The sequence below is a fragment of the Bordetella sp. N genome (genome assembly GCF_001433395.1).
GTDB lineage: Bacteria > Pseudomonadota > Gammaproteobacteria > Burkholderiales > Burkholderiaceae_B > Bordetella_C.
Window position 1 is genome coordinate 5,612,036 of sequence record NZ_CP013111.1, and the last position, 23,447, is coordinate 5,635,482.

The 23,447-nt window shown below is 66.0% G+C and carries 20 protein-coding genes; 8 read left to right on the plus strand and 12 right to left on the minus strand.

Going from position 1 to position 23,447, the window contains the following annotated elements:
• Nucleotides 1–21: 21 nt before the first annotated feature.
• The 11 genes from ASB57_RS24295 to ASB57_RS24345 form a co-directional block, all read right to left on the minus strand.
• Nucleotides 22–2,247 (minus strand): N,N-dimethylformamidase beta subunit family domain-containing protein, encoded by a 2,226-nt coding sequence (locus ASB57_RS24295; RefSeq protein ID WP_057654511.1) that lies wholly within the window; start codon nt 2,245–2,247, stop codon nt 22–24.
• 11 nt (nt 2,248–2,258) lie between these two features.
• Nucleotides 2,259–2,954, minus strand: coding sequence for an ABC transporter ATP-binding protein (locus tag ASB57_RS24300; protein ID WP_057654512.1), 696 nt, complete (start codon nt 2,952–2,954; stop codon nt 2,259–2,261).
• A gap of 2 nt (nt 2,955–2,956) precedes the next feature.
• Complete coding sequence (locus tag ASB57_RS24305) at nt 2,957–3,757, minus strand: ABC transporter ATP-binding protein (protein WP_057654513.1); 801 nt, start codon at nt 3,755–3,757, stop codon at nt 2,957–2,959.
• The gene (locus tag ASB57_RS24310) at nt 3,757–4,764 is read right to left on the minus strand and encodes a branched-chain amino acid ABC transporter permease (protein ID WP_057654514.1); all 1,008 of its coding nucleotides are present in this window, start codon (nt 4,762–4,764) and stop codon (nt 3,757–3,759) included. The genes ASB57_RS24305 and ASB57_RS24310 overlap by 1 nt, the downstream gene beginning before the upstream one ends.
• A complete protein-coding gene (locus ASB57_RS24315) occupies nt 4,764–5,624 on the minus strand; it encodes a branched-chain amino acid ABC transporter permease (protein ID WP_057654515.1) in 861 nt (286 codons plus the stop codon). The genes ASB57_RS24310 and ASB57_RS24315 overlap by 1 nt, the downstream gene beginning before the upstream one ends.
• Before the next feature lie 64 nt (nt 5,625–5,688).
• On the minus strand, nt 5,689–6,906 hold the full coding sequence (locus tag ASB57_RS24320) for an ABC transporter substrate-binding protein (protein WP_057654516.1): 1,218 nt from the start codon (nt 6,904–6,906) through the stop codon (nt 5,689–5,691).
• Between the two features lie 22 nt (nt 6,907–6,928).
• Nucleotides 6,929–8,290: an aspartate aminotransferase family protein gene (locus ASB57_RS24325; RefSeq protein ID WP_057654517.1), complete on the minus strand. Its 1,362-nt coding sequence runs from the start codon at nt 8,288–8,290 to the stop codon at nt 6,929–6,931.
• Between the two features lie 716 nt (nt 8,291–9,006).
• Nucleotides 9,007–9,228, minus strand: a complete 222-nt coding sequence (locus ASB57_RS24330) for a hypothetical protein (protein WP_057654518.1) — start codon at nt 9,226–9,228, stop codon at nt 9,007–9,009.
• Nucleotides 9,229–9,375: 147 nt separating this feature from the next.
• Nucleotides 9,376–10,746 carry an MmgE/PrpD family protein gene (locus ASB57_RS24335; RefSeq protein WP_057654519.1) on the minus strand — a complete coding sequence of 457 codons (1,371 nt, stop codon included), beginning with the start codon at nt 10,744–10,746 and terminating at the stop codon, nt 9,376–9,378.
• A 93-nt stretch (nt 10,747–10,839) separates the two neighbouring features.
• Nucleotides 10,840–11,820 carry a tripartite tricarboxylate transporter substrate binding protein gene (locus ASB57_RS24340; RefSeq protein WP_057654520.1) on the minus strand — a complete coding sequence of 327 codons (981 nt, stop codon included), beginning with the start codon at nt 11,818–11,820 and terminating at the stop codon, nt 10,840–10,842.
• A gap of 146 nt (nt 11,821–11,966) precedes the next feature.
• On the minus strand, nt 11,967–12,665 hold the full coding sequence (locus tag ASB57_RS24345; RefSeq protein WP_057654521.1) for a GntR family transcriptional regulator: 699 nt from the start codon (nt 12,663–12,665) through the stop codon (nt 11,967–11,969).
• A gap of 303 nt (nt 12,666–12,968) precedes the next feature.
• Here ASB57_RS24345 and ASB57_RS24350 point away from each other — a divergent pair, with 303 nt between their 5' ends.
• The 6 genes from ASB57_RS24350 to ASB57_RS24375 all read left to right on the plus strand — a co-directional run bounded on the left by ASB57_RS24350 (nt 12,969) and on the right by ASB57_RS24375 (nt 18,466).
• Nucleotides 12,969–13,835: an IclR family transcriptional regulator gene (locus ASB57_RS24350; protein WP_057654522.1), complete on the plus strand. Its 867-nt coding sequence runs from the start codon at nt 12,969–12,971 to the stop codon at nt 13,833–13,835.
• A 121-nt stretch (nt 13,836–13,956) separates the two neighbouring features.
• A complete protein-coding gene (locus tag ASB57_RS24355) occupies nt 13,957–14,898 on the plus strand; it encodes a dihydrodipicolinate synthase family protein (RefSeq protein WP_057654523.1) in 942 nt (313 codons plus the stop codon).
• Nucleotides 14,899–14,978: 80 nt separating this feature from the next.
• The gene (locus ASB57_RS24360) at nt 14,979–15,800 is read left to right on the plus strand and encodes an ABC transporter ATP-binding protein (RefSeq protein WP_057654524.1); all 822 of its coding nucleotides are present in this window, start codon (nt 14,979–14,981) and stop codon (nt 15,798–15,800) included.
• Complete coding sequence (locus ASB57_RS24365) at nt 15,797–16,654, plus strand: ABC transporter permease (protein WP_197424815.1); 858 nt, start codon at nt 15,797–15,799, stop codon at nt 16,652–16,654. Before ASB57_RS24360 ends, ASB57_RS24365 begins: the two co-directional genes overlap by 4 nt.
• Nucleotides 16,655–16,697: 43 nt before the next feature.
• Nucleotides 16,698–17,762 (plus strand): ABC transporter substrate-binding protein, encoded by a 1,065-nt coding sequence (locus ASB57_RS24370; RefSeq protein ID WP_057656409.1) that lies wholly within the window; start codon nt 16,698–16,700, stop codon nt 17,760–17,762.
• Nucleotides 17,762–18,466, plus strand: coding sequence for an SDR family NAD(P)-dependent oxidoreductase (locus ASB57_RS24375; RefSeq protein WP_057654525.1), 705 nt, complete (start codon nt 17,762–17,764; stop codon nt 18,464–18,466). The genes ASB57_RS24370 and ASB57_RS24375 overlap by 1 nt, the downstream gene beginning before the upstream one ends.
• Nucleotides 18,467–18,564: 98 nt before the next feature.
• Here ASB57_RS24375 and ASB57_RS24380 read toward each other — a convergent pair whose 3' ends face one another.
• Complete coding sequence (locus ASB57_RS24380) at nt 18,565–21,339, minus strand: autotransporter outer membrane beta-barrel domain-containing protein (protein WP_082621804.1); 2,775 nt, start codon at nt 21,337–21,339, stop codon at nt 18,565–18,567.
• Nucleotides 21,340–21,618: 279 nt separating this feature from the next.
• Between ASB57_RS24380 and cydP the strand changes: the two genes are divergently transcribed.
• Nucleotides 21,619–21,870: a cytochrome oxidase putative small subunit CydP gene (cydP, locus tag ASB57_RS24385; protein WP_057654527.1), complete on the plus strand. Its 252-nt coding sequence runs from the start codon at nt 21,619–21,621 to the stop codon at nt 21,868–21,870.
• Nucleotides 21,860–23,437, plus strand: a complete 1,578-nt coding sequence (locus tag ASB57_RS24390) for a cytochrome ubiquinol oxidase subunit I (RefSeq protein WP_082621805.1) — start codon at nt 21,860–21,862, stop codon at nt 23,435–23,437. The genes cydP and ASB57_RS24390 overlap by 11 nt, the downstream gene beginning before the upstream one ends.
• Nucleotides 23,438–23,447: the final 10 nt, after the last annotated feature.

The following is a 23,447-nucleotide window of genomic DNA, read 5'->3' on the forward strand; positions in this document are numbered from 1 at the left end:
TGCTAGGTTCGATGTGACGCGCTATTCCCGGGCCCGCCGCGCATCGCTGGCTGACAGAAAGCGGCGCAGGCAGTTTTCGACGATGCGCGAAATGTCATTGTCGTAACCGCCCTTCCACAGGCTGCCCAGGAAAGTAATGGAGCCGGCCGCGAAAATGCCGCCACCGGTTTCAGCCAGACCGACGGCCATATGCGCCCGCACGCCTTCGTACTTGCGCGGCAGCGCGGCGGCTATGGTCCAGGTCAGGATCTCTTCGGGCACGATTTTAAAGCTAGGGCCGTGGCCGTCGGAAACGGCGACGATCTTCAGCCATGCGGGCGAACCCAGTTCGGGCACCACCTGGTCCAGCTCGAAGCCGGCCGCGCCGCCGCCGGACAGGCCATGGTCGCCGAAGCTGTCCGCCTTGACGCCTTCGAACAGCCACGCGACGTCGGCATCATGCGATTCCGGCGTGCGTTTATAACCGACGCCTTCGAAACCGCCCTGTACCGCGAAGCCCACGCCGCCGGTCACCTGGGGCGGGATGCCGTTACGGCGCCACATGCCGCCATAGCGGCCGTCGAACTGGTGGTAGTACTCGCCCGGCTCGGCGGCCCAGGCCCGGATCCCGCCTTCGGCGCGGCGGATTTCCAGCATGTGCGGCGCCGCGGCGGGACGCGCCACTTTCCAGTAGAAGCCGTTGGCGCCGAAATACATCAGGTGGCCGCCGTTTTCGCGGTAGGCGATCAGGGCCTCGATCATGCCGCGCGTGTGATATTCCGGATGGGAGCCCGTCAGCACCACGTCGTAGGGCGCCAGCGCGGCCAGGCCCTGGTCGTCCAGGTCTTCGTCGGTGATGACGTCATAGGCGATGCCGCGGTCCTTGAGCCAGCTGGTCAGGTGCGAGTCCGCCGGGAAGTGCCGCAGCCCCGATCCGCGCGGATCGGGGAAGGTCAGGTAGCCGGGCCGCATGGTGAGGATGGGCCGCAGCCGCGAGGACAGGCTGATGCCGGCACTGTCCCGATAGCGGTTGTAGGTCGACGCGCCGAACTGGGTGACGTTGTCCGGGTGGTTGGGATAGGCGTCCCAGGCGGTGATACGGTCGGCCAGCTCGCCCGCGTAGTTGCCACGCGCGTGGTTGGCATAGGCCTGGTAGGTCAGGGTGGACGCGAGGAACAGCACTTTCGCGCGCGGGCCGTCCTTGGCCGGCGTGACATAGAAAGGGATGGTGTCGATGCCGTCGGCATTGCGAATTTCCAGCCCATATACACCGGAAGGCAACCCTGGCGGAATGCGCAGGCTCAAGGCCTCGGGCCAGCCACAGTCGGCCAGGGCATCCGCGTGGAACCAGATGGCGGCGTACTCGTCGGGCGCCTGTCGCCAATCCAGTTGATCGCCCGTCCAGGCGGAGGACCGTACCGCCCGTACAGGCATGTTTTCAAGCACCAGCGCGGGCATGTCCGGGCGCAGGCCAGGAATGCGTTGCGCGTGCATGTCGCGGGCCAGATGCCATTCGGTCATCACGGTGTCCGTGCCGTCGGCTTTGCGAACCAGCAGCTGCGGGGCTTCGATCAGGCCGTTGTAGCCCAGCGCGGGATGGCCGCGCCACAAGGCGCCCAGGCTCAGGTGCGTGGGTGCCGCCATGGCTGCGCCCGCATCGAGCGTCGCCGTACGGGTCGGCAGCACGGGGCCCGCGCCAGGCGTGCCGACGGCGACGTTTTCGACGGCCAGCGTCAGGTGACCCTGGCGCGGCGCCAGCGTCAGGCTGACGGCCTGCCAACGATCTTGCGTGGCCGCCACGCCGCTGCGCAGGACGCGTGCGGTGGCCAGGTCCGCGCCCGGCAGCAGCACGACGAACTCGCCCTTGTCGATGGCCAGCGCCACGCCGCTGCTGGCGGTCGCATCTTGCAGGCTGGCCAGTACCTGCAGGGGATCGGAAACCAGCGTGGGACGGGTGCGCACGCGCAAGGTCAGCACGGCATCGGCCGCGATGCCCGTGCTTGCGCCCTGCAATGCCGCCCAGGCGCAGGCGCCGGAATGCACCGCGTGTTCACGCCCGGCATAACGCGGTTCGAGTGCGACATCCACCGGCTCCAGTTGCATGCCGGGCCCGGCCGGGTTGGGATCCGCGCAGTGGATGCGCAGCACCCGCGCGCTGAAGGGCTGGTCGCCCGTCGAGCTGATGCGGAAGGAAAGGTCCTGCCCGGGCGCCGCGCTGAGCGGCGTCACATAGCCGATGATGGGCGGTTGGGAGACGGCTGGCTTCATCGTGGTGTCCTTCAATGCACGGCGAGATATTGTTCGAGGCGGGCCGGTTCGGCGCGGCCCGTGGCGCTGGTGAAGGAATCGGCCACCGCGCCGTTTTCCAGCACCACCACGCGATCGGCGATGTCCAGGGCCATGTTCAGGTTCTGTTCCACCAGCAGGATGGTCAGGCCGTCGCCCTTGAGTTGCTTAAGCACGCTGGCCACTGCCTTGACCATGATAGGGGCCAGGCCCTGCGAGGGCTCGTCCAGCAGCAACAGCTTGGGGCCCATGGCCAGGCCGCGCGCCATCACCATCATCTGCTGCTGCCCGCCCGACAGTTCGCCGCCTTTTTTCTTCAGCAGCTCCTGTAGCAGCGGGAACAACTCCATCAGCCTTTCCAAGGTATACGGCGAGCCTGGACGATGACCCAGCATGATGTTCTCGCGCACGGTCAGCAACACGAAGGGGTCGCGCGTTTCCGGCACCAGGGTCAGGCCCAGGCGGGCGATCGCCTGCGGGCTCATGCGGGTGATGTCGCTGCCTGCATAGCGGATGCGGCCGCTGGCCGCGCCGTTCAAGCCCATGATGGACCGCAGCGTGGTGCTCTTGCCGGCGCCGTTACGGCCCAGCAGCGCTACCACTTCGCTTTCCGCGACATTGAAGGACACGTCGTGGATGGCCTGGCTGGGACCGTAGAACGTATTGATGGCATCGACTTCCAGCAGCATCTTCACAGTCCGAAATACGCGGCATGCACCGCCTGGTTATGGGAGATTTCTTCCGCGGTGCCCGCCGCGATCAGCGCACCGCGGTTCATCACGTGGATGCGGTCGGAGATTTCCATCACGACGTTCATCTTGTGCTCGATCATGATGATCGTGTAGTCCGGCTTGATGGCCGCGATGAAATCCTTGACGCGTTCGGTCTCCCGCTGCGACAGGCCGGCGGTAGGCTCGTCCAGCAGCAGGATGGACGGCCGTGTCGCCAGGGTGACGGCGATTTCCAGCAGGCGCTGGTCGCCGTAGGACACCGCAGCGGCCGGCGTGTGTTCGTATTGGCCCAGACCCAGCTTTTGCAGCAGCTCGCGCGCTTCCTGACGCAGGTCGTCGTAGCTGCTCACCCGGCGCCACCAGCCCATGCGTCCGCCATGGCGGGCCCGATACGCGGCCAGCCAGACGTTTTCCAGGAAGGTCAGTTCCAGATACACGCTGGAGATCTGATAGGACCGGCCCACGCCGCGCCGGGCGATCTGGTGCGGTTTCAGATGGGTGACCGATGCGCCATTCAGCAGGATCGCGCCGGCGCTCACCGGCAGATCGCGCGTCAGCAGGTTGAACAGCGTGGTCTTGCCCGCGCCGTTGGGACCCAGAATGCTGTGCAGCATGCCGGGTTCGAAACCTATGCTCAGGTCTTCGATGACGACGTTGGCGCCGAATTTCTTGGTGACGCCGCGTGCTTCGTAGGCGTAGGCCGCGGGGCTTGCCGCGTGGCTGGCGCCGGCGGCCGGTGTGGCCAGGGTGGCGGTATTCATCAGGCGCCTCCTTCCTTGCCGGCGACCGTGGGCGCGGCGGCTTCTGTCTTCGCACTGGCCCTTGCGGTGAACAGGCGCCGCAAGCGCTCGAACAACTCCATCACGCCGCCTTTAAGGAACAGCACTACCAGGATGATGAAAACGCCGAACAGCAGGGGCCAGCGCGCCCAGATCAGGCTGAAGAAACCCTGGAGCCAGATGAACACCGCGGCGCCGATCACCGGTCCGAACACCGACGACATGCCGCCGATGATCACCATGAACACCGCCGTGCCGGAGTTGGTCCACGAGATCGCGTCGATGGGCATGATGCGATAGAGCATGGCGAACAGGGCGCCCGCCACGCCCGAGGCCGCGCCGGCGATGACGAAGGCCAGCAGCTGGGCCCGATACACCGAGTAGCCCAGCGACGCCGTGCGGCGGGGATTCTGCCGGGCCGCATTCAGGATCAGGCCCAGGGGGCTGTGCATCAGCTGGTACAGCGCGGCGAACGCGGCCACGAACAGCACGGCGGCCAGCACGTAGAAATGCAGATGCTGCGACAGGTCAAGCGTACCGATACCCGGTATCGTGATGTCAGGCCGGCGGATGCCGCCCAGGCCATCCTCGCCGCCGGTCACGCTACGCCAGCTGTAGGCCAGGTAATAGATCATCTGGTTGAAGGCGAACGTGAGCATCATGAAGTAGATGCCGGTGCGCTTGATGCTCATCATGCCAACCACCAGCGCCGCCGCGGCGCTGCCGGCCGCGGCCAGCAGCAGCCCCGCCAGCAGCGGCACGTCGGTGTTGATGAAGACGTAGCCCGCGACATAGCCGCCCACGCCGAAGAAGGCGGCCTGGCCGAAGGAATAGAGGCCTGCCACGCCGACCAGCAGATAAGTGGCCAGCGCGAAGATGCCGTAGATGGCGATTTCCGTGGCGATATTGACCGGCATGCACAGGGGCGCGGCGACGGCGGCCAGCACCGCGACGGCCGACATCAGCCAGGTAGATGTGACGCGTCGCATCAGCGCTCTCCAAACAGCCCTTGCGGCCGGATCATCAGGGTGGCCACCATGGCGACATAGATAAGCACGGTGCTGGCGGCAGGGGCGAACACCGACGACACGCTCTGGATCAGCCCCACCAGGATGCCGGCGGCCAGCGCGCCATACAGCGACCCCAGGCCGCCGATGACCAGCACCACGAAAGCGATCGACAGCATTTCCGCGCCCATGGTGCTGTTGGCGCCCAGCAGGGGCAGCACCAAGCCGCCGGACAGGCCCGCCAGGCCGGCGCCCAGCGCAAAGCCCGTCGTCACCAGGCCCGCCACATTGATGCCCAGGCACTGCGCCATCTCCCGCTTGTCGATGCCCGCGCGGATCTGCGAGCCCAGGCGGGTACGCTCGATCATCAGCCACACCACGGCGATGGTCACCGCCGCCATGCAGCCGTTGAACACCAGGTACTTGGGCAGGTAGGTGAAGCCCAGGTCGAAAGCGCCCTGCAGCCACTCCGGCGCCGTCGCGCTAAGGCCCGACGTGCCCCAGATGATGATGATCAGCTGTTCCAGCACCAGGGCCACGCCGAACAGGAACAGCAGCTGGTAAAGGTAAGGGCCGCGCATCAGGCGCGCCACGCCCAGCTTTTCCACGGCGGCGCCCACCAGGGCCGGCACCAGGAAGGCGGCGAGCAGGGCCACGGCGAAGGGCAGCCCCAGCTGCAAGGCCGCGTAGCAGACGTAGGCCCCCAGCGCGTAGAACGCGCCGTGGGCGAAGTTCGGGACGTTGAGCAGCCCTTTGATGATGGACAGACCGAACGCGGTCAACGCGTAGATCATGCCTATCGCCAGCCCGTTCAGGACTTGCGCGGCTAACAGGGAAATCATGCTTGGCCTTATGTAATGATCAGGCCCGGTATCGGGAGCGATACCGGGCGAGTTCAGGCGGTGATCAGACCGTGCGCTTGCACTCGTTCAGTTCGGCCGGCTGGGGCTTGTCGCCCTGTGCCACGATGGTCGCCAGGTCGAACTCGTTCTTCATCGCGTCGGGCGCCTTGCACTGCACGACGTAGTAGGGCCGTACCGTCTGGTGCGTGCGCGCGTCGATGCTGGTGGGGCCGAAGATGCTGTCGAACTGCATGCCTTCGAGCGCCTTCATCACCGCCGCCACCTCCACGCTCTTGGCCTTGTCCATGGCCAGGAACAGCGTGCGCGTGGCGTCGTAGCCGTAGGCGGCCGCGTAGGACGGCACGTTCTTGTAGGCCTTCAGGTAGCGCTCGACGAAAGCCTTGTTCACCGGCGTGTCGATGTCCTGGTAGTAGTTCAGGCCCAGGATCATGCCGCTGCGCATGGCGGGCGAAAGCTCGCGCAGCTGTTCCACTTCCAGGGTCCAGGGGCCGACGATCTGCACGTTCTTCACGCCGAAGCTGTTGAACTGCCGCACGGCGGTAACCGCGTCGGCGCCGGCGGTCAGCAGGCAGATGATGTCCGGCTTCGTCGACAGCGCCTTGGTGAAGTATTGGGTGAACTGGCGCTCGCCGGACGGATGGTTGTCGTTGCCGACCAGTTGCAGCCCCAGTTCCTTGGCGGCGACCTGGGTGTAATGCAGCAGCGACTGGCCGAAGGCATAGTCGGCCGTGATGGTGTAGATCTTTTTCTTGTCCGGCAGGGTCTTGCTGACGTATTCCAGGGTGGCGCGCAGGGCGGTGTAGGCGTGCGCGGACCACTGGAAGGTGTAGGGGCTGCAACGCGATCCGGTGAAGTCCTCGGAACCGCCGGCGGCGTACTGGATCACCTGTTCCTGGCGCGCCACTTCCAGCTCGGCCAGGCCGACGGCGCTGGAGAAGTTGCCCAGGAAGTAGCGCAGCTTGTCCGAGCTGACAGCTTCGGTCAGTCGGCGCACGCCTACCGCGGGCTTGCCTTCGTCGTCGCGGACCAGCAGGTTGATCTTCTTGCCCAGGATGGCTTCCTGGCGTTCCTCGATGGCCAGCTTGGCGCCCTTGAGCACCAGGTCGCCGGCGTAGGCGAACGTGCCCGTTTGTTGCGACAGCACGCCCATGGTCAGCGTGTCGCCGGATTGTGCCCACGAAATTCCCGACAGGGACGAGCCCAGTGCGGCGACGCCCGCTTTCAGGACAGTGCGGCGATCGATTTTTTTGCCAGTCGTCATGGTGTTCCCCTTGCTTTGCGTTTTAGTGAGTGGCGTAGCCCAATTCGGTGCCGAATGACACCAGGCCTTGTTCCAGGCGATGCAACAGATCTTCCATCTCCGCTTCGGTGATGACCAGCGGCGGCGCGATCAACGTGGCGTTGTTCAGGGGCGCGATGCCGGCGGTGTAGACGATCAGGCCGGCGCGCAGGCAGTGCGCGGTGAACAAGGCGTTGGCGTTGAGCGCGGGATCGGGCGGTGTCTTCCTGACCGGATCCGTGACGAATTCGAAACCCCACAGCAGCCCGCGGCCACGCACGTCGGCCATCCAGGGGAAGCGTGCCGCCAGGGCGCGCAGGCCTGCTTCGAGCTGGCGCGCGCGCGGCGCGACGTTATCCAGCACCTTGTGGTCGCGCATGTAATTGACCACGGCCAGGCAGGTCGCGGCGCTCAATGGATTGGCGCTGAACGTATGGCCGAAGGGCACGGTCTTGCCGTTGTCGCCCATGCCCTGGACGATACGTTCGTGGAACAGCACCGCGCCCATGGGGGTGTAGCCCGACGTCATGCCCTTGCCGGTGGCGATCATGTCCGGCGCGATGCCGTCGTGGTCGCAGGCGAACCAGGTGCCGGTGCGGCCCATGCCGGTGATCACTTCATCGGAAATCAGCAGCACGTCGTGGCGGTCGCAGATCTGCCGCAACGCGCGCAGATAGCCCACGGGCGGCGTCAGCCCGCCGCCCGCCGCGCCCACCACCGGCTCGACGATGATGGCGGCCACCTTGTCGGCGCCGTATTCGCGCAGGATGCGGTCCCACACCATGGCGCCATGTTGCTCGGCATCGGTGCCGGACAGCGGGAAGCGGTAGGGGTAAGGCGGCGGCGCCACCGCGAAGGTGTGCAGCAGGTTGCCGTAGTCGGCCCGGCGCGCGTCGTGGCCGGACATGGACAGGGCGCCCATGGTCATGCCGTGATAGCTGATCGCGCGGCCCAGCACGTGAGTCTTGTTGGGTTGGCCCCGGTCGCGCCAGTACTGCTGTGCCGTGCGCAAGGCCAGTTCGGTGGCCTCGGAGCCGCTGTTGACGAAGAAGGCGTGGCTCATGCCGGCGGGCGCCAGGTCGACCAGGGTCTGGGCCAGGGCCTCGGCCGCGTCGCTGGTGAAGTGCGAGCGATAGGTGAAGCACACCTTTTCGGCCTGCGCGTGCATGGCATCCAGCACCTCGCGCACTCCGTGCCCGATCGACACCGTCATGGCGCCCCCGGAACCGTCCAGGTAGTCGCGGCCGTCGCGCCCATGGATGTAGACGCCTTTCGCGTGGTCGACCACGGGCAGCTTTGCGCTCAAGGGCTGTTTCAGCAGTACGTCGACATCCTTGGGATTGAATACGTATTCAGTCGTTGGCATGATTGTTGGCTCGATGGGTTTGCATTAAGGCGAAATCACCGAGCGAATAAGGGTTTTTACGGGGGATGCAACGAAGACGGGATAGGCGCCGAGACTGCTGGACGTCTATGAATACGAATTCTTGATCAAGTCGCCCCGGCGCTCCATCGGGGTTTTCCCAGGCATCCCTACGACGGGGGGGATGGCGGTGGAAGCCGAACACGCGGGGCGCGATAGGCCTGTGAGTCCGGCACGGGCAGGCCGGGCTTGACGGTGATGCAGAATGCGGCCCATTGCTCCTGGTTGAACATGGGCTTCGCGAACGTTTGAAAGCGCGGCTGTTGCGCGGGAGGGCGCAAGGGTGTGAGTTCCCGTGCCGCGGTGAGTATTTCCGCTGGATGGCTGACCTCCATCCAGCTGCAACTGCGAAACAGGCGCAGCCGATGCGCGGATGGCGCGCGCGGGGTGGTGCGTCGCGCTGCCGTCCCGCTCTCGGTAGTGCAGGGTTGGTTTGCGGGCGCTGCTGTATCTGGCCCCGCCGGCAGGGCATCCGGCAACGTGTCTTTGGCCTTGTGAGCAGCGGCCACGCCGATGCCGGAACTGAAGGGGTTTATCTGATCGCGCTCCAAAGGAAAGCGCCCGCGGCCGGCCGCGCAAGATATGCGCAACCGCGCGGGTCGCATGGGAAATTTCCTAAGTTGTCGCGATCGGCACTTGGGTTCCGTGCCGCGGGAAAATCAGAGGCTGTCCTTGACCAGGGCCGCCCATTCTTCGAAGGACTGGGCCGGCCAGCTGTTGCCGGGCTTCAGTCCTTGCACATCGTAGGGCCGCGGTCTGCCGCCGAACCAGTTGAACCAACCCTGTCCGGGAATCCGCAATAGCGGGACGTCGAATTCCTTGATATGGAATTCGGCATCCGCCGGAAAGTCGGCCCGCTGGGGCACACCGCGAATTACCATGCAAAGTCCTTTGCTAAAACGACCGGCCGGCCGTCTGCCGGAAGGTTAGCAAGAACTCCGTACCATCAGGGACACCGCGGAGCCGGGTCCCCCGGTCCGCCGGTGTCGCCCCCTTGGGGGGCCACGCGCAGCGTGGTACGGGGGGGCCTATTTCCTTGCCAGGGCGACCAGGCCGTGCGCGTCCTGCGCCTCGCCCAACTTCCAGCAAGCATCGATCAGCTTGCGCACCTGGTCCGCGCCCAGGATGGGATCGGCCTGGCTGCTGAACTTGGCTTCCAGGTCCTTGTCGGACATGGGGCGCTGCAGCGAACCGATGGCGTGCTCGACGAACACGTGGATCTTGCGGCCGTCCTTCAATGTGGCCACCGCATCCACCGCGGCTTCGTCGATGGTGTCGTCGATGGTGGCGACGACCTTGCGGCGCACGCCCACCACGTCTTCGCGGTTGACGATGTCATCGGCGTATTCGCTTTCCGACGCGCGGCCGAAGATCAGCCCGGCGGCGCAACCGTGGTAGACGCTGAACTTGCCTTGCAGGCCGTCGGCGGGTTCCTTCTTGCCGGTCAGTTCCAGCACCAGCGAGTGCACGCGCAAGTCGATGCGTTCCAGGTTCTCCGCCGTCACGCCTTGCTCGCGCAGCTGCACGCAAGCATCGATGCTGGGGTGGATCACGATGCCGCAGGCAAAGGGCTTGTAGGTGTTGAAGGAGATTTCGAAACGCTTGCCAAGCTCATCGGTGATCTCGTTCCAGTTGAACTTGGTCGACAGCACCTGGGCGAAGCCGCGCGGCGCTTCGATGGCGCGCTTGCTGGCGGTATAGCCTTCGCGCGCCAGCAGAGCCGACATCAGGCCGGCCGAGGCGGCGCCGCCAGGATGGAAGGGCTTGGTCATCGTGCCGAATTGCTCGCGCAGGCCAACCGGCTGCGATGCCGCGATGCCCAGCGCCATCTGCGTCTTGTCAGCGTCCAGGCCCAGCAGGCGGGCGCAGGCGGCAGCGGCGCCGAAGCCGCCGGTGGAACCGGTGATGTGCCAGCCGCGATCGTAGTGCTGCGGGTAGACCATGTTGCCGATGCGGCAAGACACATCGATGCCGATGATGATGGCGTCGATGATCTGGCGGCCGCTCGCGCCCGTCAGTTCGGCCAGCGCCAGCACCGCGGAGCAGACCGGGCCGGCGGGGTGGATGATGGTCTTGAGGTGCGTATCGTCGAAGTCGAAGGTATGCGACGTGATGCCGTTGATCAGCGCGGCGCTGGCGATGTCGACCTTCTCGCTGCGTCCCAGCACGCTGGCTTGCGCGGCGGGCTGCAGCACTTGCACGGCGCGCAGCGCGGCTTCGCCGGCTTCATGGTCGGCGGCGCCGACGGCGCAACCGAGCCAGTTCATGAAGGTGCGGTGCGCTTCGTGCTCGACGGCATCGTCCCAGCCGCGCGACGGATGGTTGACGACGTATTCGGCCAGGATGCGGGTGACCGGCGGGGCATTGTGATCAGCTTCGATCTTGGTGTTCAGGGCCATGTGTGTCTCTCGGGTGCAACGAAAATCGGATGAATCGGGATCGGAATCGGAATCGGGATCACGGGACACCGCGGCGCGGCGCCCCGTTCACTATCAGGCGTCGAGCTGGATGTTCTGCTCTTTCGCCAGCTTCGACCAACGCTCGTAATCCTTGCTCACGTAGGCGGCGAATTGCGCCGGCGACATGGGCATGGGAACGATGGCCTCGGTGTCCAGCGACTTGATCAGGGCGGGGTCTTTCAACACCTTGTTCAAGCCGGTATTCAGGGTCTGCACGACGCCGTTGTCCATGCCCGCCGGGCCGGAGACGCCATACCATTGCAACACATCATCGAAGCCGGACAAACCCAGCTCCTTGAACGTGGGCACGTCGGGGAAGGCCTTGTTGCGGGCATCGCCGGACAGGGCGATGGCGCGCACGGTGCCGGCGCGCAGATGCGGCACGGCGGCGGCCAGGCCGGGGAACATGAACTGGGTCTGTTGCGACAGCAGGTCGGTGAAGGCCGGCGCGATGCCCTTGTAGGCGATGTGCACCATGTGCGTGCCGGCCTGCTGTTGCAGCAGTTCCATCAGCAGGTGAGTCAGCGAGCCGGCGCCCGCGGAGCCGTAGTTCACGTTGCCCTGCGACTTGGCGTAGGCGATGAACTCCTTCAGGTTGTGTACGGGCAGCTTGCTGTTCACGACCAGCACATTGGGCGTGCCGCCGATCATGCCCACTGCCGTGAAGTCCTTGACGGGATCGTAGGGGACCTTGCGCGTGGCGGGCGCGGTACCCAGGGTGGCGACGTAACCCTGCATCAGCGTGTAGCCGTCCGGCTTGGAACGCATGGTCTTCTGGCACGCGATCACGCCGCCGCCACCGCTCTGGTTCTCCACGATGATCGTGGTGCCCAGTTCCTTGCCGACCGCGTTGGCGGTGGCGCGGCCGACATAGTCGCTGCCGCCGCCGGGGGCTACCGGCACGATGTAGGTGATCGGACGGTCAGGGAAAGCGGACGCGGCGAAGGACGGCAAGGCATACGGCAGGGCGATGGCGCCGGCGCCGGCGCCAAGCAGGAAGGAACGTCTTTTCATGGGTTTGTCTCCTCGGAAAATAGTTATAGGTATGGGCCCGGACGCCGCCCCGACTGCGGGGGCATGCGTCCTGGCTCAGGGTGGATCGTGCGTAGCCGATGGCATGGGGCGGGGGGAGGGCAGCGGAGCACGCATTGGGTAATTGGTCACATCACCGACAGGCGGTCGTGCGCGTTGATCACGTGTTTGGCCAGCAGGTCGGCATACTCGCCGGCGTGCTTGGGCGACGTCACCTTGCGCAAGGCGTCGACGATCTGGCGATGCTCGGTGTTGGAGCGCACACGGTGCGCTTCATTGGACAGGTTCTTCAGGCGCGCCAGATGCAGTTTCTGGATGACGTCGCGATAGGCCTTGGCGATCTCGCGATTGCCCGCGTATTCGATGAAGAGCCAGTGGAATTCCAGGTTCAGGCTGTAATAGCCCTGGGCGTTGCCTTCGCTGATGGCCGTATCCATGGCCGTCACGCAGGTGTCCAGTTCACGCACCAGTTCCTCGCGCTCGTCGTCGGGCAATTGCGCCGCCATGCGCCCTGCGTGGCCATCCAGCAAGGAACGGAACTGATAGAGGTCCTTGACCTCTTCGTCGCTCAGTTCGCGCACATAGACGCCGGAGTGCTTGCGCGACACCACCAGGCCCGCGCTTTCCAGTTCACGCAAGGCTTCACGCACCGGGACGCGCGAGACCTTCAACTGTTCGACCAGCTCCGATTCGCGCAGGGCCTGGCCAGGCATGTAGGCGCCCGACAGGATGCCGTTGAGCAATTGGTCGCGAACGAGTTTGCCGAGCGACGTGTTCTTGATGCCCTCGAACGTCGCCTGGCCGGTGCTTGGGGCGAGCCACTTCATGAAAAGACTCCTGCGGGGTGTTTCGTAGAATCGTATACGATTAGACGACTTCATCGGGAAAGCTGTCAATCGCGCCTAGGGAAAACCTTGAGTGTATTTTTTGGCGTGGCCTGTTGCCGCCAGCCATCGGCGGAGTTAGGCTATAAAAAACAACGAATTAAAGTTCGTATTCCGAATTAAGTGCTTTTTAGCAGCCCTGGATTCGGATCCGCGACGACGGAGACAGACATGAAGCGCACCGCGCTTTTTTTGGCCCCAGTTGTCAAACTAAAATTCGTATTCCGAACTTTTAGGATCGCGACGATGCAAGACGCCACCGCAAGCGCGGCTGACAAGAGCAGCAAGAACACCGTGCAATCCCTGGCCAAGGGCTTTCGGATTCTGGAAGCGTTCACCGCGCGCGAGCCCGAACTCACCATGGCCGACGTCGCGCGCCGCTGCGGCATGGACAACGCCACCGCCTTTCGCTTTCTCAATACCCTGGTCGACATCGGCTATGTCGAGCGCGTGCCGAACAGCCGTCTGTTCCGCTTGTCGTTCAAGGTGCTGGACCTGGGCTTCAATGCCATCGCCCGGTCCGACCTGCGGACACGCGCGCGGCCCATCCTGCGGCAGCTGGTGGGTGAGGTGAACGAGGCCGCTTCCATCGGCGTGCTCGAAGGCGCCGACGTGATCTATGCCGAACGCATCCAGGCGGGGCTGACCCGCCTGGGTGTCGACATCCGCATCGGCAGCAGGGTGCCGGCTTATTCAACTGCCGTCGGTCACGCCATCCTGGCCTGGCTGCCCGAGGAAACGCAGATACAGGTGCTGGAAGCGCAGCCGCGCGAGCGCCTGACCGATACCACCGTTACTGAATTGCCCGCCATCCTGGAGCGCCTGGCGGCCGTGCGCGCCTGCGGCTACGCGCTGTCCAACCAGGAAACCGTATCCGGCCTGTTCGTCATCGCCGCGCCGGTGCTGGACGCCGATGGCGTGCCGCTGGCTGCCCTCAGTGTCGCCGCGCCGGCCTTGAATACCTCGCTGTCCGCCTTCGAGGCCGCCACCGCGGTGCCGCTGGTCGCCGCGGCAGCGGAGTTGTCCAAGGCGCTGCAGACCACGGGTGGCTATACGTCGCCGCAGCCTCTGGCGCCGCGGCCGGCAGGCCGCGCGGCGCCCGTCGTACCTTGAACCGCGCAGCTTTCGCCAAGCCCGACACCGACACCGACACCGACTCCCATTCTTAGCTTCGCTTCTTACCCTCGCCCCAAGGTCCACCACGAGACCGGGCCATGCAACCCAGGAGACAGCAGTGCGTAACATCGATTTCAACGGCATCATCCCGGCCACCGCCGTGCCCTTCAATCAGGACTACAGCATCGACGAGCCCGAGCTGCAGCGCTTTTCCCGCTGGCTGGCAGGGCAGCCGGGCATCCACGCCCTGATGACCAATGGCCATACCGGCGAGGTCTTTTCGCTGACGGCGCGCGAGCGCGCGCACGTCACGCGGCTCACTGTCGAAGCCGCCGGCGACATCTGCCCGGTTATTTCTTCCATCGTCTGCGAAGGCATCAACGATGCCGTCGAGCAGGCCGGCATGGCCAAGGAGGCCGGCGCGCGCGGGCTGGACATCATGCCGCCGCATCACTGGCTGCGCTTCGGCTTCAAGCCGGAACACTGCCTGGACTACTTCACGGCCATCGGCAAGGCCACCGGCCTGCCGCTGATCGTGCATGTGTATCCCGCCTGGACCCGCGCGTCCTTCTCTTCCGACTTGCTGGCGGAGCTGGCGCGGTCGCCCCATGTGGCGGCCTTCAAGATCGGCACGCGCGAGATGAACAAATACGCGCGCGACCTGCAGGCCATCCGGGCGGCCGATCCGACCAAGGCCTTGCTGACCTGCCACGACGAATACCTGCTCGCGTCCATGGTGCAGGGCATAGACGGCGCGCTGGTGGGCTTCGCGTCCCTGGTGCCCGGCCTCATCCACGAATTGCTGGAAGCGGTCCGCGCCGGCGACCTGAAGCAGGCCATGGCGGTACAGGCGCGCATCACGCCCTTGAAGGACGCAGTCTATGGCGCGGGCGAGCCGACCGGCGAAGCCCACGGCCGGATGAAGGCCGCCATGGCGCGCGCCGGCATCATCCGCAACGCCACCGTGCGTCCGCCCACGCACGCGCCCAGCGAAAAGGAACTGCGCGCCATCGACGCGGCGCTGGTGGCGGCGGGGCTGACGGTCAAGGCAGCCGCTTGATCAACGCATGAAGGGTGCAGGGTCACGGCCGAGAACGCCATAAGGCACCGGCCCGATCCGCTGGATCAGGAGACAGAGATATGTGGAGCAATACGCAGCCACGGCTGCATAGCGTGGCACCGCCGGCGCCACGGCCGGCCTTGATTGAAATGCGCGCGGCGGCCAAGACCTACGAGACGCAGACAGGCGCGGTCCGGGCCCTGGATGGCGTGGACCTGGACATCGCCGATGGCGAATTCGTCAGCATCGTCGGCCCGTCGGGCTGCGGCAAGAGCACGCTGTTGCGCATGCTGGCCGGCCTGGATGATTGCGAGGAAGGCGAGCTGACCCTGGAGGGCAAGCGCATCGACGGTCCGTCGCGCGACGTGGGCGTGGTGTTCCAGGCGGCCAACCTGCTGCCCTGGCTGACGGTGCGCCAGAACGTCGAGCTGCCTACCCGGGTCGGCGGCAAACACGCACCGGGCGAGGTGCGGGTCGATGACCTGCTGGAGATGACGGGCCTGGCTGACTTCAGCGCCCGCTATCCCTATGAGTTGTCGGGCGGCATGCAGCAGCGCGCGGGCATCTGCCGCGCGCTGGTGCGCAATCCGCGCACCTTGCTGATGGATGAGCCATTCGGCGCGCTCGACGCCTTGACGCGCGAACGCATGAACCTGGAGCTGCAACGCATCTGGCAGGCCAATGGCAAGACCGTGATCCTGATCACGCACAGCATCTCCGAAGCCATCTTCCTGGCCGATCGCGTGGTGGTCATGTCGGCACGGCCTGGCCGCGTCTTGTGCGACCTGAAGGTGGACATCCCCCGTCCGCGCGGCTTCGACACCATCATCAGCCATCCGGAATACGCCCGTCTGGCGCGCGAAATCCGCGGCCTGCTCAATGCCCAGGGAGAGATCGAGTGAGCACGACCCTGCATCCCACGGCCGCTGCATCGGCCTCCCAGTCGGCCCCCCGCAACCTCAGCCGCCGCAAACCTCGCCGCGCCGTCAACACTTCCTGGATCACGCTGGCCGGGCTGGCGGTACTGATCGCGGCCTGGTGGTTGAGTGTGCGGCTGCTGCACGTGCCGTCCTACATCCTGCCCGAGCCGCTGGCGGTGGTGCGCGCCTTGTGGTCCGGGCTGGCGGTGGCGCCCGACAGCGCGACGGGCTACTACCTGCCTTTGTGGAGCACCTTCTGCAACGCCGCCATCGGCTTCGCCATCGGTACCGGCGCGGGCCTGGTGCTGGGTTCGCTGATGGCGGAAAGCCGCACCATCGAGCGCCTGCTTATGCCTTATGCGTTCGCGTTGCAGAGTCTGCCGAAAGTGGCCATCGCGCCCCTGATCGTGATCTGGCTGGGTTTCGGTGATGGCTCCAAGATCGCCATCGCCGCGCTGCTGTCCTTTTTCCCGATCCTGATCAACAGCTTCACCGGACTGCGGGCGGTCGAGCCGGAACGTATCGACCTGATGCGCTCCCTGTCGGCCAGCCGGCTGGAGACCTATCGCATCGTCAAGTTGCCCAACGCGGCGCCTTATATCTTCGCCGGTCTGGACATGGCGGTGGTGTATGCCTTGCTCGGCACCATCGTGGCCGAATTCCTTGGCGCGCAGCGGGGCATGGGCGTGGTCATTACCCAGGCCCAGGCCGTCACCGATGTGGCGGGCGTGTTCGCCGCGCTGGTCATCCTGGGCGCCATGGGCATTCTGCTGCATGCGCTGGTGCGCAGGCTGGAGAAGCGGGTGGTGCATTGGGCGGATCGCAACAAGCGTTAGGACACCAATAGAAGACCAGGCAAACAAGGAGAACAACATGCGGATGGAACGGAGACACTTTCTTTTCACGGCAGGCGCGATCGGCGCGGCACTGGCGGCCCGGCCGCGCGGCGCCTTCGCGGCGGATCTGCGCGCGGTCAAACTGGGCGTGGGGCTGAAGGCAATGAGTCCCATCGTCATCAACCTGGCCATCGGCGAGGTGCTGGGCTACGCGAAGGAAGAAGGGCTGGCCTTCAATGTGCTGGCCCTGGGCACCAACGGCAACGTCCAGGTGGCGGTGGATCGTGGCGATGTGGACGTGGGGGTCGGGGTGCCTTCTTTCGGCCTGCCGTTGTTGGCCAAGGGCGAGTGGAAGACGTCGAAGAATTTCTACCAATACACCTATCCCTACAAATGGGACATCGCCGTGGCGCCGGACGCCACGGTGACCAGCTATGAGCAGCTCAAGGGCAAGCGCATCGGGGTGTCGGACTTCGGCGCCACGGACTATCCGGTGACGCGCAATGTGATGCGTTCCCTGGGCATGGATCCGGACAAGGATTTCAAGTGGATCGCCGTGGGCAATGGCGTGCCGGCGGGCGTGGCCTTGCAACGCGGGGCCATCGACGCGCTGGCCTATTACGACACGGGCTTCGGGCAGATCGAGGCGGCGGGCATTCCGTTCAAGCTGGTGCCGCGGCCCGCCAAGCTGCCGCTGGTCGGCGGCCAGTTTCTGGAGACACGGGTGCAGACCCTGGAAAGCCAGCGTGCCATGGCGGTGGGGGTGGGCCGCACGGTGTGCAAGGCGTCGCAGTTTATCCTGGCCAATCCCAAGGCGGGGGCGCAGGCCTTCCTGCGCATGTATCCGGAAACCGCGCCGCGCGGCAGCAGCGAGGAAGCCGCCGTGGCCGCGATCCTGCAGGCGATCAGCCGTCGCATCAAGCTGTACGAGCCGCCCTATGCCGGGGCGAAGATGGGCAGCATCAATGTGCAGGAGTTGAAGACGGAAGCGGAGATGAATGATTTCAAGATCAGCGACTACGGGCCTTTCTATACGAATGCGCTGATCGATGACATCAACAACTTCGATCTGGCCAAGGTGCGGCAGCAGGCCAAGGACTACAAGTAATGGCCCTTGCGCTGGTGACCGGCGCGGCGTCCGGCATCGGCGCCGCCATCGCGGCCGCTTTGCGCGCCGCGGGCTGGGAGGTCGTGGGACTGGACCGCAGCCCTGCGCCGGCGCGCGATGGCGCGCCGGACGGCACGGCGGGCGCCGTGTACTCGCATCACATCCAGGTCGACCTGACGGATGACGACGCCCTACGCACCGTATTGCGTGATGTCGGCCCCGTCAGCGCCGTCGTCCACGCCGCGGGCTTCATGCGTACCGCGCCGCTGGGCCATCTGAACCCCGCGGATGGCGAGGCCATGTGGCGCATCCATGTGCGCGCGGCCGAAGTGCTGGTCGACGCCTTGGCGCCCACCTTGCCCGAAGGTGCCCGCATCGTCCTGGTAGGCAGCCGTACCGCCAATGGCGCGGCCGGCCGCAGCCAGTACGCCGCCACCAAGGCAGCCCTGATCGGCATGGCCCGCTCATGGGCCGCCGAGCTGGCGCCGCGCGGCATCACCGTCAACGTCATTGCGCCAGGCGCCACCGACACGCCCATGCTGCGCGACCCCGCGCGCGGCGGCACGCCCCCCCGGCTGCCACCCATGGGCCGCTACGTCCACCCCGACGAAATCGGCGCCGTCGCCGCGTTCCTGCTGGGACCCGGCGCCGGCGCGATCACGGGCCAGCAGATCATTGTCTGCGGCGGCGCTTCGCTGGCCTGATGCCACCCGCAACCCTACCGCGCAACCTTGCCCCGCGACCAAATATCGTGACGCCCCGCAACGGCCCGTAGCAACGCGCTGCGGGCGCGGCTCCGCCGCTACCACCGTACCCGGACCCCCACGCTGCCCATCAACCCGCGGCGGTAGTCGCCGCCGACGTCCTTCATATAATCCGCGGCGGCGTAGACGCTGACCGCGCGCGTCAAGTGCGCCGCCACGCCGGCCCCGAACTGCAAGGCCGTCGACCCGTAGGCCGTCGTCACGCTGTCCGCGCCGTCGTAGACCGTGCGATCGTGGCCCGCGAACTCGCGCCAAAGGTTGACCCGTAAATACGGCATCCAGCGCTGCCCCCCGCGCCCGTAGTCGCCGGCCAGCCGCGCGCCGACCCGCGCCGTGTAAGCATCGCCATTGCGGAAGGTCACCCGCGCGATATCGTCATCCAGTCCATCCAGCGACACGAACTGGGCGATGGCCTGCGCTTGCGGCTCCAGGGTCCAATGTTCGTTGATCCGCAGCGGATACCCTGTTTCCAGGGACAGCGTGGTCGCCGTGCCCTGCGTGCGTTCGTCCATGCCTTCATGCGAGCGCAGGTGGGCGTCCAGGTGCGTCGCCATCGCCACCGCGTCCGTGTACCACTGCGATTCCCCGATATGCGTCCAGTAGGCGCCCGCGCTGTAGCCGTCCAGATCCAGCGTGCCGGCACGCGTACGCGGCGTGCCCAGCGCCAGCCCGTGCACGTCGCCGTCCGCGTTGGCGTAGCCGAGGAACAGGCCCAGACGGTCCCGGCTGCCGTCCGCGTGCCGCCTGGCGTAGATGTCCTGCCCCACCTGGACGCCGCCTATGCTGCCGTCGAACGCCGTTTGCGTGTCGCCGCCATAGCGGCGATCGGTGCGCTCGCCGAAAACGCGGGCCCAACTACCAGGCAACCAGCCATAGGCGGGAGCAGCCGCGCCGCCGTCACGGGCATCGTCCGTAAGCCGCTGCTCGCCCTGCCGGTCGTGAAACGTACCCAACGTGAACAAAGCCAATTGTCGGGAGGTGGCGGCCACCGCGCCGTAGACCGGTACTTCCTCGCGGTAGATGGGCACCGACTCCGCGGCCGGCGCGGGCAGCGGCGCGGCGGTCAACACTGGCGTTTCTCCAGGCACGGCGGCGGCCACCACGGGCGCCGCAACCGGGGCGGTCGCCGCGGCTTGCGGATCTTCGGCCGGATCGGGCACCGCCGGCACCGTGGACCGCAGGTACCAGTTGTTCTCGCTGCCTGCCGTCACGCCGCCCTTGTACAGGAAGTACTCGTAGGGCCCGGCGCGCAAGGTGCCGGGCAGGGCGAAGGCGCCGTTGCTGCTGACCGTGCCGCCGGTCGCTTCGACCACCATGATGCCGTTGTGCTGCGAAGCCGCGCCCGCGCCGCCCAGGTTGGTGACGGCCAAGGTGCTGTTGCCGCTGATGCTGCCGCCCGCCACGATCAGCCGATCCGACGGCGCGTCGTCGGCGGCCAGCACGCTGTCCACCTTCAGCACGCCGGCGCGGCCCACGTAGTCGCCGGCGATGGTGAGCCGATTCTTGCCCTGGCCGCCGGTCAGGTCCAGCGTGCCGGCATTGGTCACCGTCACGCGCTGGCCGGCGGCCGCGGGCACGATGCCCGCCGCGATACCGGGCACGGCCAGCAGGCGGCTGCCCGCGTCCAGGTCCAGGGTGCCCGTGCCGGTGCCGGCGTCACCCAGCACCAGGTCGCCGTCCATGGTCAGCGTCGAACTGCGTAGCGCGACGGCCTCCCATTGGGTGTAGCGCGAGATGCCGGCCGTCTGTGCGTTTTGAAAGGTGAGGGTATCGATGCCGGTGCCGCCGCTGATGATCGTCGGCGTGGCCAGTTGGGCACTGGAAAGATTGCCGAGCACGGCCGTGTCGTCGTCCGGACCCATGTCGATGGCGCCATCGATCTCGCCACCGCCATTCCAGCTGAAGGTGTCGTTGCCTGTACTCATACGCACATCGCCGACGATGCGCCCGCCCGTGATGGTCACGCTGTCGGTGCCGCCGCTGACGCTGATGTTGCCGCCGATGAAGCCGTTGGACACGGTGATGGCGTCGTTGCCGAAGCCGGTGACCAGATTGCCTTGTATGGTGCCGCCGGACATGTCGAAGATGTTGTTGTCCAGCTTCATGTCGACCCGGCCTATGGTGCCACCGGTCATGGTGGCGACGTCGCCGTCTTCGAACGCGCCGATGATTCTGCCGCCGGACATGAAGAAGGTGTCACGGTTGTCCCCCTGTTGCAGGGACGTAATGGTGCCGCCCGTCATGCGGAAGTCGTCGGTGCCGCTGCCCTGGGACACGGCGCCGTTCACGGTCCCGCCGGTGATCTGGAAACGGTCGATGCCGGCGCCCTGGTCGATGCCGCCCGTCACCACGCCGCCGTTCATGGTGAAGCTGTCCGCGCCGGCGCCTGTCTGCACGCCCAGCGCGCCATTGCCGCTGATCAGGCCGCTGTTGACGATGGTGGTGTCGCCGCCGGTCATCACCACGCCCGGGCCCGCGGTGCCCGTGATGCGGCCGCTATTGGTCAGGCTGTTGCCGTTGCCGGTGGCCGCCAGGCCCGCGCTGCCGGTCAGGATGCCGAGGCTGTCGACCGAATTGCCGTCGCCAGTCAATTGCAGGGCCGGCGTGCCCGTTGCGCTGACCACGCCCGTGCACACGATGGCTTGCCCGCTGCCGGTCGCGGATGGCGGGCCGCCGCCGCTGGTACAGGCCGCATGGGCGTTCGGCGCCAGACAGGCCGCCAGTATCGCGCCGGCACAAAATACAGGCAGGCGGCTTGGGGTTGCTACGAGTGGACAGGGACGATGAACTGCGGGGCGTGCCAGCGTGCGCATGGTGTTTCCTTCCTCGGCTCCGCAAGACTATATATACGGCGTAATCCTCAGTGGCCGCCGGCGTTACATGACGACACCTCGATGGAGCCAACCTTGCATCTGCTTGCACACTTTGTCATCGGCGGCGCACAAACGTAGGCATGGCCGCAACAGTTCTGGCGGTTTGGGACAATGAACATGCCGCCCCAGCGCCGCTTCCTCCGGACTCTTTGACTTAGATCATGGTGTGCGGCGACCGTGCCGAGAACAATCTCCCTGTAACTACTCGGAGATCGTTTCATGCCCCCTGATCCACCGGCCGACTCACGCCGCACGGCCGGGTTCTGTCCGCGCTTGCGCGCATTCGGCCGCGCCCATCCCACCGCTCGTGAAATCGCGCTGGTGGTCATCGTCAAGCTGACCCTGCTGGTGGCGATACAAATTCTTTTCTTCTCGAATCCGCAGAAGAACGCCTCCTTCGGTCCCAACCAAGTCTCCGCCGCCCTGGTCGGATCCCCCACGCAACCCTCGGAGACCGGCCATGATCGATAGTCATGTCGTCGACCTGTCGCGCCTGCAATTCGCGGTAACCGCGCTGTACCACTTCATCTTCGTTCCTCTTACCCTGGGCTTGTCCTGGATCCTGGTGATCATGGAGTCCGTCTACGTCATGACGGGCAAGCAGATCTACAAGGACATGACCCGCTTCTGGGGCAAGCTGTTCGGCATCAACTTCGCCATGGGCGTGGCCACCGGCCTGACCATGGAATTCCAGTTCGGCACCAACTGGTCGTACTACTCGCACTACGTGGGCGACATCTTCGGCGTGCCGCTGGCCATCGAGGGCCTGATGGCCTTCTTCCTGGAGTCGACCTTCGTCGGTCTCTTCTTCTTCGGCTGGGACCGCCTGACCCGCGTGCAGCATCTGGTCGTCACCACGCTGGTCGCCGTGGGCTCCAACCTGTCCGCGCTGTGGATCCTGGTCGCCAACGGCTGGATGAATTTCCCCGCCGGCGCGCACTTCAACTATGAAAACATGCGCATGGAGCTGACCGATCTGTCGACGGTGCTGTTCAACCCGATCGCGCAAGTCAAGTTCGTGCACACGGTATCGGCCGGCTATGTGACCGCCGCCATGTTCGTTCTGGGAATATCGGCCTGGTATCTGCTGCGCAATCGGCACATCGCCTTCGCCAAGCGTTCCTTCGCCATCGCCGCCGGCTTCGGCCTGGCGTCCACCTTGTCGGTGATCGTGCTGGGCGATGAGTCGGGCTATACCACCGGCGAAGTCCAGCAGATGAAGCTGGCCGCCATCGAGTCCGAATGGGAAACCCAGGCGGCGCCGGCGTCCTTCACCCTGTTCGGCGTCCCCAACCAGGCCGAGCAACGCACCGACTATGCCGTGCGCATCCCCTATGCGCTGGGCCTGATCGCCACGCGCTCCGTCACCGAGCCGGTGGTGGGCATCAAGGACCTGGTGAAGGAAAACCGCGTTCGCATCGAAAACGGCATGCTGGCCTACGGCGCGCTGCGCGACCTGCGCTCGGGTGATACGTCCGACCAGACGCGTGAACGCTTCGCGGCGCATCAGAAGGACCTGGGCTATGGCCTGCTGTTGAAGCATTACACCGACAAGGTCGTCGACGCCACGCCGGCGCAGATCGATCGCGCCGCCGCCGATACGGTGCCGCCCGTGGCGCCCGTGTTCTGGTCCTTCCGCATCATGGTCGGCCTGGGCATCCTGTTCCTGGTGACCTTCCTGCTGGCTTTCTGGTTCAGCGCGCGCCGCCTGGTGGACCTGCCGCGCTACCGCTGGTTCCTGCGTTGCGCGGTATGGGCGATTCCCTTGCCCTGGCTGGCCGCCGAATTCGGCTGGGTCGTCGCCGAAGTGGGCCGGCAACCGTGGACCATCGCGGGCATCCTGCCCACGCGCCTGTCGGCGTCCACCTTGCAGCCCAGCGACCTGTATTTCAGCTTGGCCGGCTTCATCTTTTTCTACACCGGACTGCTCATCGTGGAAATGTTCCTGATGGTGCGCTATGCCCGCCGGGGCCCGGACTATCACCCAGAGCCACTGCGCGGACAAGGTCTGCCGCCCCTGGCCGGCAAGTCGGCCTGAGGAGACCGCC